We start from the raw sequence: 8,608 nt of genomic DNA, 5'->3' as shown, positions 1-8,608 counted from the left end.
CACCTGCGCCGCGACGGCCACTACGTGGTGGCGACCGTCACCACGAGATCGGTTCTGCTACCCAGGGTTTCGATCAGCGCCGCTGCGGTCGCCGCAACCGAACCCGTCGGCCGGTGAGCGTGGGTCGGCCACGATCGTGGCCGCCGCGATGAGTGTGGCCCTGGTGGTGATCACCGCGGGCAGCGCCCACATCGGCGCGGCCGTCATCGCCAGACACCGCGCGCAGGCGGCCGCGGACCTCGCCGCGCTGGCGGCGGCGGCCTACCTGCCCACCGGCATGCAGCAAGCCTGCGCGCAGGCCTCGGCGTTGGCGGCCATGATGGGTACGACGGCGGTGGAGTGCTCGGTGCACGATCTCGATGTCGTCGTCGTGGTCGAGGCGCCGGTCGTGGTCGAGGCGCCGGTCAGGGTCGCGGCATCGGGCCCGGCTCGGGCAATCGCCAGGGCGGGGCCGGCAGGCTAGGTGCTAGGCCTTGGTGGCTTTCTGCTTGCGGGAGCGCGACTTCCGGGTACCGGCTGCCGGCTCATCGGTTTCCGGGAACCCGGCGGCCGCGCGTTCGGCGTCTGTGGGCAGGCGCAGCGCCGCCAGGCCGGCGTAGACGCCCTTGTCGAGTTCGACCCGGTGCACCGCGATGTGCACCGCAATCCAGCCGCCGTGGTGGGCGACCATCCGCAGCACACCCGAGGTGGCGCCGGTCTCGAACCCCGCGGCCATCGCCGCCAGCGTCTCCTCGTCGTCCGGATGGAAGGCCTGCCCCTCGACGATCCCGGCTCGCCAGTCGGAGAACGGTGCCGGGTCGTCGAGCCACTTCAACAGGGACCAGTGCCGTGGATCGACCAGTGCGCGGTGCACGCCCGGTTCGGCGAGGCTGTCGAGAATCCGTTGGCCCAGAATGTCCTCCTGGATGCTCGGCCGCTCCCGCAGGCTGCGCCAGTTCATCGCCCGGCAGATCAGCCGCTCTCTGCCGTCGTCCTGCAGTTCCGGCAACGACCTGGCGACGAATCCGACGGTGATTCGTTCACCCTGGTAGTCGGCGACATCCCAGGTGTTGCACATCGTCAGGCCGACCTCCGGTCTGATGACCATGCTGAGGATCTCGGCTTCGTTCGGGTTGAGGTCGCGGCGCGGCAGGTCGTCGGCGAACGCCCGCCCGTGAGTGGACTCCTTGGCGGGATCCCAGCCGCCGATCCGCAGCGACTCCGGGGTGTCGGTGGCGGTTCCGCGGCTCAGATCCCAAATCAGCGGTCCGACCGCCGGACGTGGTGGTGGTTCCTCGTCGGGCGGTCCCAGCCATATCTGGACCCCGTGGATCCGACCGTCGGACATCTGCACGACCTCGGTGCAGATCACCCGATCGTTCTTCGGCGTGATGCTCCTCCGGGACTTGCCGGCACGCACGGTCTCCCCGATGGCGGACTGGATCGCCATCAGGTGGGGATTCCGTCCCAGGAACGTGCTGATCGGCACCATGTCCTTGGTGTGGGCGCCTTCTGCGACGACGGCAGGCTCGCTGCCCAGTGTTTCCACGAGCAACCAGTCGTGGGTCATGCCGACAGCTTACCGAGGGGGAGAACGGCGCTTTCGACGATGACGCGACGAAATCCGCGCATCCGTGCTGCCGAGTACGCTGGGGTACCGTCGGCCGATACCCGTTCGATGTTGCGATCAGGCCCCTGACGAGGTAGTTTCTTACCCACCTGAGAGTCGGGATCGGAAAACGAATCCCGTTGTCCAGACTGTTGGTTGCCGTAGTCGCAGTTGTTGCCGCACCGTTGCAGCGGGCTTGCCGCACGTCCTGCGTCGGGGCGACCGTCGAGGGGTCGATCGCCACCGGAATTCATCCGGCTTGCGCGCCCAGTGAGCCGATCACCAGGCGCAACACCGTGATCGCGCCGGCCTTGTCCAGCGGATCGTTGCCGTTTCCGCACTTGGGTGATTGCACGCAGGACGGACAGCCCGTGGGGCACTCGCAGGCCGCGATCGCCGCGGCGGTGGCGGACCACCAAGTGGTGATGGTGCGGAATCCGCGCGCGGCGAAGCCTGCGCCGCCGGGATGTCCGTCGTAGACGAAGATCGACGGCAGCCCGTCCACCGGTCCGACGGCCGTGGAGACCCCACCGATGTCGCCACGATCACAGCTGGCGACCAATGGCAGCAACCCGATTGCGGCGTGTTCGGCCGCGTGCAGTGATCCCGGAACGCGCAGCAGGTCGATCCCACTGCGCTGCAATGCTTCTGGGGTGACGATGCACATCACGGCCATCGTCTCCAAGGTGCGGGTGGGCATGTCGAGATCGACGAAATCGATGACCTCGCCGTCGCGACGGCGACGCAGATAGCCGGTGACGGTGTTGCTGACCGAGACAGGCACCAGGCCGACGGTCACCGGTCCGTGGTCACGGCGCTCACCCTGCCCGGTGACACCGATGTCGGTCAGCTCCCGGGCGAACGTCGTGTAACCGGGATCCTCGGCGTGCACGAACGCGACGCCGTCTTCGAAGTCGAGGGAATCGACGACGTAGCTCTCGCCCTGATGCAGGTACACCGCACCAGGATGGACCGACGACGCCGCCTGCCCGGCCCCGCTGCTGCCCAGCATCCGGCCGGTGCCGGCCTCCAGGATCGCGATCTGTCCACCGATGGACCCCCGGATGTCCACGGCCGGATGCGGATCGACCCCGGGGGTCGGGAAGTAGCCGCTGGGCCGGCGGCGCAGCAGGCCGTCGTCGACGAGGCCGCCGGCCACCGCCTCTGCGTTCCACATCCGCACCTCTGAATCCGTCAGCGGCTGTTCGGTGGCAGCGCAGAGGAGCTGGGGCCCAAGAACATAGGGGTTCTCCGGGTCGATCACGACGCGTTCGATGGGCTTGTCGAGCAGGGCCGCGGGGTGGTGTACCAGGTAGGTGTCGAGCGGGTCGTCGCGGGCGATCATCACCACCAGTGCCCCCTGGCCGCGCCGTCCTGCCCTACCGGCCTGCTGCCAGAACGACGCGACAGTGCCCGGGAAACCGGCGAGCACCACGGCGTCGAGGCCCGCGATGTCCACCCCCAGCTCCAGCGCGTTCGTCGTCGCCACACCGCGTAGTTCGCCGTCGGCCAGCGCGCGCTCCAGCCCGCGCCGGTCCTCGGCGAGGTATCCGGCCCGGTAGGAGGCCACTTGATCGGCCAGGTCCGGGGACTTCTCGGCGAGCCGCGCCCTGGCCCCGAGCGCGGTGAGTTCGGCACCCCGGCGCGAGCGCACGAACGTGAGCATGCGCGCGCCCTCGGCGACCAGGTCCGCCATCACCCGTGCCGCCTCGGCGCCCGCCGATCGACGCACCGGAGCGCCGTTCTCCCCCAACAGGTCGTCCATCAGCGCCGGTTCCCACAGTGCGACCGTGCGCGCCCCCTGGGGTGATCCGTCGTCGGTCACCTCCACCACCGTCTGCCCGATCAACTCCGAGGCGGTGATCGCGGGTTGCGCGGTCGTCGCACTGGCGAAGATCACCGTCGGCCCGGAAGAGTCAGTGCCGGTCGCCGAGTACCGGGCGCACAGCCGCAACAGCCGACGCAGCACCATCGCCACGTTGGATCCGAAAACGCCCCGGTAGTAATGACATTCGTCCACCACGAGGTAGTCGAGATTTCGCAGGAACACCGCCCAGCGGGCGTGGTTGCGCAGCATCGACAGGTGGATCATGTCGGGGTTGGAGAAGATCCACCGGGATCGTTCCCTGGCGAAGCGCCGCACCTCGGCGGGACTGTCACCGTCGTAGGGGGTCGGGGCGACATCGATGAGCCTGGGCACCGCGGAGGTGAGCGCGGCCACCGACCGCAACTGATCGTGCCCGAGCGCCTTGGTCGGCGACAGGTACAGAGCCCGGGACCGCGGATTGTCGGTCAGCCGCGTCAGGATGGGCAGCTGGTAGGCCAGCGACTTACCCGACGCGGTGCCCGTGCTCAGCACCACATGGCGGCCGTCGCGCGCGAGTTCGGCCGCCGCCACCTGATGCGACCACGGGGTCACCACGCCCCGATCGCGGAAAGCCTGCACCAGGTCCGGATCCGCCCAGTGCGGCCACTGTCGGGTCCGTGCCCGGCGCGGCGGCAGGTCGGCGACGTGGCGCAGCGGGTGCTCGTCGGCCGCGGTGCCGTCGACCGCGCAAGCCAGCAGCTCGCGGCCGAAATCCGACCCCGGATCCGTCACCTCGGCCCCTCCCGGATGTCGCCGAAATCCCCCCGCATGTGAATTGTTCACTACGTGATCCCTCCGTGACTGTCGCAGCAGCCCCGAACGTGATTGACTACTTGCGGTCGCAGCTTCTGTGTTCGTGTATTCGCACTCGCAGGATCGTCGTTGCGGCCGCGGTTCCTGCGAGGGTTGTAGGTCGGGTCGAGTTCCGAGCACTCCACGAAGGTATGGCGGTCGGAACGGGCCCGGTACACCGGAAGTCGGTGGACCGCTCCCGGTAAGAAGAGAAGGAAAGTACGAGAGATGCCACAGGGAACTGTGAAGTGGTTCAACGCGGAGAAGGGCTTCGGCTTCATTGCTCCCGAAGACGGCTCTGCCGATGTTTTCGTCCACTACACGGAGATCCAGGGTAGCGGCTTCCGCACCCTGGAAGAGAATCAGAAGGTCGAGTTCGAGGTCGGTCAGAGCCCCAAGGGGCCGCAGGCCACCGGCGTTCGGGCCGTCTGAGCGAAGCGGACCAAACCAAAACCTCCAATCACCCCCGCGTCCTCCGTCACGGAAGACGCGGGGGTGTTCTCTGTCAGTGGGCCTGCGACCGGGCCCCGGCCCGGCAACACCTCCGGACGCTCGGGCTGCCCTAGTGTCACTTCTGTGAGCCAGTTGTCCTTCTTCTCGGCGGAGTCGGTGCCACCGGCCATCGCCGACCTGACGGGGATCCTGGCTGCGCCCGGGCAGGTGGTGCTGGTCGGAGGCGGCCCCCAGCGGGGCGCCCGGTTGTCGGTGGTGGTGGACGAGTTGTGGCGGGCGCAGGGGCTGGCCGCGATGATCGTCGAGGCCGGATTGGAGGCGGAGATCGCCCGCACCGACGAGGACACCCCGCTGGTACGGACGGCGGTGGACACCCGCCTGGTCGAGATCGCCGTGGAGTGGACGAGGGGGGCGGTGAAGACGGTGCCGCCGCAGTGGCTACCGGGGCCACGGGAGCTGCGGGCGTGGACGCTGGCGGCGGGCACGCCCGATTCGGACCGATATCTGCTCGGGTTGGACCCGCACGCGCCGGAAACGCATTCGCCGCTCGCGTCGGCGATGATGAGGGTAGGGATTGCGCCGACGCTGATCGGCACCCGCGGGACGCATCCGGCATTGCGGATCAGCGGGCGCCGCCGGCTATCGCGCCTGGTAGAGAATGTAGGGGAACCACCTGACAACGCCGAGGCGTTGTCGCAGTGGCCGCGGACGTAGCCGCCTTCGGGCACGCGGGGGGACAGGGGCCAGTTTGCGTCGGCAGGCCGGGGGTGCGAAATTGTCAGTTGCCACGGGGGGTCGCACGAATGCGTGCCGGCCCTCGGGGCAGCAGAAGAAGTGGAGCTAGGCGAAGGTGGCTGACGAGAACCGCGGCAGCGGGAGCAACGGCGCTGATGGTGCTGTCCGACGACTCGTCATTGTCGAGTCGCCCACGAAGGCGCGCAAAATAGCCGGCTACCTGGGGTCCAACTACGTCGTCGAGTCGTCCCGCGGGCACATCCGTGACCTGCCCCGGGCCGCCGCCGATGTCCCTGCCAAGTACAAGTCCGAGCCGTGGGCGCGCCTCGGGGTCAACGTGGACGCCGACTTCGAACCGCTTTACATCGTCAGCCCGGACAAGAAGAGCACTGTCGCCGAGCTGAAGGATCTGCTCAAGAACGTCGACGAGCTCTACCTCGCCACCGACGGTGACCGGGAGGGCGAGGCCATCGCCTGGCATCTCCTGGAGACGCTGAAACCGCGCATCCCGGTCAAGAGGATGGTGTTCCACGAGATCACCGAGCCCGCGATCCGTGCCGCGGCCGAGGATCCCCGGGACCTGGACAACGACCTGGTGGACGCGCAGGAGACCCGGCGCATCCTCGACCGGCTGTACGGCTACGAGGTCAGCCCGGTGCTGTGGAAGAAGGTGGCGCCGAAGCTGTCGGCCGGGCGGGTCCAGTCCGTCGCGACCCGCATCATCGTGCAGCGCGAACGCGAACGGATGGCGTTCCGCAGCGCCGGCTACTGGGACGTCACCGCCGAACTGGACGCCAGCGTCTCGGATCCCGCCGCCTCTCCTCCCAGGTTCACCGCCAAGCTGAACACCGTCGACGGACGTCGGGTGGCCACCGGCCGTGACTTCGACTCCCTGGGGGCGGTCAAGAAGCCCGACGAGGTGCTCGTCCTCGACGAGGCGGGGGCCGGCGCGCTGGCCCAGGGGCTGCGCGGCGCGCAGCTGGCCGTGTCGTCGGTCGAGCAGAAGCCCTACACCCGGCGGCCCTACGCGCCGTTCATGACCTCGACGCTGCAGCAGGAGGCCGGCCGCAAGCTGCGCTTCTCCTCGGAACGCACCATGAGCATCGCGCAGCGGCTCTACGAAAACGGCTACATCACCTACATGCGTACCGACTCGACGAATTTGTCGGCCAGCGCTATTGACGCAGCCCGCAACCAGGCCAGGCAGCTCTACGGCGAGGAGTACGTGCACCCGTCGCCGCGGCAGTACACCCGCAAGGTCAAGAACGCCCAGGAGGCCCACGAGGCCATCCGCCCTGCCGGCGATGTGTTCTCCACACCCGGCCAGCTGCACTCGGCGCTGGACACCGACGAGTTCCGGCTCTACGAGCTGATCTGGCAGCGCACCGTGGCCTCTCAGATGGCCGATGCGCGCGGCACCACGCTGAGCCTGCGGATCGCCGGCAATGCGAGCCGCAGATCGATTGACGGCTCCGCCGTCGAAGAGCAGGTGGTGTTCAATGCCAGCGGCCGCACCATCACGTTCGCGGGCTTCCTGAAGGCCTACGTGGAGAGCCTCGACGATCAGGCCGGCGGTGAGGCCGACGACGCCGAGAGCAGGCTGCCCAACCTCACCGAGGGCCAGCGGGTCGACGCCAAGGACCTGACCGCCGACGGGCACACCACCAGTCCGCCGGCCCGCTACACCGAGGCCTCGCTGATCAAGACGCTGGAAGACTTCGGCATCGGTCGCCCTTCGACCTACTCGTCGATCATCAAGACCATCCAGGACCGCGGCTACGTGCACAAGAAGGGCAGTGCGCTGGTCCCGTCGTGGGTGGCGTTCGCGGTCATCGGACTGCTCGAGCAGCACTTCGCCCGCCTGGTGGACTACGACTTCACCGCCGCGATGGAAGACGAGCTCGACGAGATCGCATCCGGAAACGAGCGAAGGTCCAACTGGCTCAACAACTTCTACTTCGGTGGTGACCACGGCGTCGAGGGCTCGATCGCCCGCGCGGGTGGCCTCAAGAAGCTCGTCGGTGGCAATCTCGAAGAGATCGACGCCCGGCTGGTCAACTCCATCAAACTCTTCGACGACGCCGAGGGACGTGCGGTCAACGTCCGCGTCGGGCGCAACGGGCCGTATCTCGAGCGGATGATCGCCGATCCGGACAACCCCGGCGAGCTCAAGCCGCAGCGGGCCAACCTCAAGGACGAGCTGACGCCCGACGAGCTGACCCTAGAGCTGGCCGAAAAGGCCTTCGCCACACCGCAAGAGGGCCGATCGCTGGGTGTCGATCCGCAAACCGGTCACGAGATCGTCGCCAAGGACGGGCGCTACGGCCCGTACGTCACCGAGGTGCTGCCCGAACCGCCGGAGGACGACGACGGCTCAGCGGGAACCCCGGCGAAGAAGGGCAAGGAGCCTACCGGACCGAAGCCGCGTACCGGCTCGCTGCTGCGCACGATGGATCTGGAAACAGTGACCCTCGAGGACGCGCTGAAACTGCTGTCGTTGCCGCGGGTGGTCGGTGTCGACCCGGCCACCAGCGAGGAGATCACCGCGCAGAACGGCCGATACGGGCCATACCTCAAGCGCGGCACCGACTCTCGTTCGCTGGCGACCGAAGAGCAGATGTTCACCATCACGCTCGACGAGGCGCTCAAGATCTACTCCGAGCCCAAGCGGCGCGGCAGGCAGGGCGTGGCCGCTCCGCCGCTGCGTGAGCTGGGCAACGACTCGGCCAGCGGCAACCCGATGGTGATCAAGGACGGCCGGTTCGGCCCCTATGTCACCGACGGGGAGACCAACGCGAGCCTGCGCAAGGGTGACGACGTGCTGTCGATCACCGACGAGCGGGCCTCGGAGCTGCTCGCCGACCGCCGGGCCCGCGGCCCGGTGAAGAAGACCGCGAAGAAGACCCCGGCCAAGAAAGCGCCCGCCAAGAAGGCGGCGAAAAAAGCCGCGAAGAAGAGCTAGCCGGACTCGTAGGGCTAGCGGGAGGCGCTGGCGCCGTCGACCGACACCAGGTGTGCCGGCCGGGCGAGTTGGGTCGGCGCGGTGCGGCCGCGCATCTCGACGATCTCGCCGACGTCCCAGCACAGCGCCTCGGAATCCAGGGCGTCGCTGACCGCGATCGCCGATGCCAGCACGTGGCCCTTCTCGTGCTTCGCCAGCTCGGTCAGCCTCG

Annotated in this window: 6 protein-coding genes and 1 pseudogene; 4 read left to right on the top strand and 3 right to left on the bottom strand. The window is 68.4% G+C overall.

Annotation, left to right across the window (positions count from 1 at the left end; translation table 11 throughout):
• Nucleotides 1–82 precede the first annotated feature (82 nt).
• Nucleotides 83–463, top strand: a complete 381-nt coding sequence (locus tag WA944_RS15510; protein ID WP_526647098.1) for an Rv3654c family TadE-like protein — start codon at nt 83–85, stop codon at nt 461–463.
• A 3-nt stretch (nt 464–466) separates the two neighbouring features.
• Here the strand turns inward: WA944_RS15510 and WA944_RS15505 are convergent, their stop codons facing one another.
• Nucleotides 467–1,549, bottom strand: a complete 1,083-nt coding sequence (locus WA944_RS15505) for a PAS domain-containing protein (RefSeq protein WP_526647097.1) — start codon at nt 1,547–1,549, stop codon at nt 467–469.
• Nucleotides 1,550–1,838: 289 nt separating this feature from the next.
• Nucleotides 1,839–4,187: a DNA 3'-5' helicase SftH gene (gene sftH / locus WA944_RS15500; RefSeq protein WP_526609691.1), complete on the bottom strand. Its 2,349-nt coding sequence runs from the start codon at nt 4,185–4,187 to the stop codon at nt 1,839–1,841.
• 288 nt (nt 4,188–4,475) lie between these two features.
• Here sftH and WA944_RS15495 point away from each other — a divergent pair, with 288 nt between their 5' ends.
• From WA944_RS15495 to topA, 3 genes are all read left to right on the top strand, one after another.
• Nucleotides 4,476–4,679, top strand: a complete 204-nt coding sequence (locus WA944_RS15495) for a cold-shock protein (protein ID WP_006243848.1) — start codon at nt 4,476–4,478, stop codon at nt 4,677–4,679.
• A gap of 144 nt (nt 4,680–4,823) precedes the next feature.
• On the top strand, nt 4,824–5,414 hold the full coding sequence (locus tag WA944_RS15490) for a hypothetical protein (RefSeq protein WP_526371987.1): 591 nt from the start codon (nt 4,824–4,826) through the stop codon (nt 5,412–5,414).
• A 136-nt stretch (nt 5,415–5,550) separates the two neighbouring features.
• Nucleotides 5,551–8,397: a type I DNA topoisomerase gene (gene topA, locus WA944_RS15485; RefSeq protein WP_526647096.1), complete on the top strand. Its 2,847-nt coding sequence runs from the start codon at nt 5,551–5,553 to the stop codon at nt 8,395–8,397.
• A 14-nt stretch (nt 8,398–8,411) separates the two neighbouring features.
• On the opposite strand, the pseudogene WA944_RS15480 reads toward topA, so the two are convergent.
• Nucleotides 8,412–8,608: pseudogene (locus WA944_RS15480) on the bottom strand (adenylate/guanylate cyclase domain-containing protein); the annotation flags it as partial.

This window comes from Mycobacterium sp. (genome assembly GCF_049683355.1).
Lineage (GTDB): Bacteria > Actinomycetota > Actinomycetes > Mycobacteriales > Mycobacteriaceae > Mycobacterium.
Note: the sequence above shows the minus strand (reverse complement) of the source record. Positions and strands in the feature narration are given on the sequence as shown.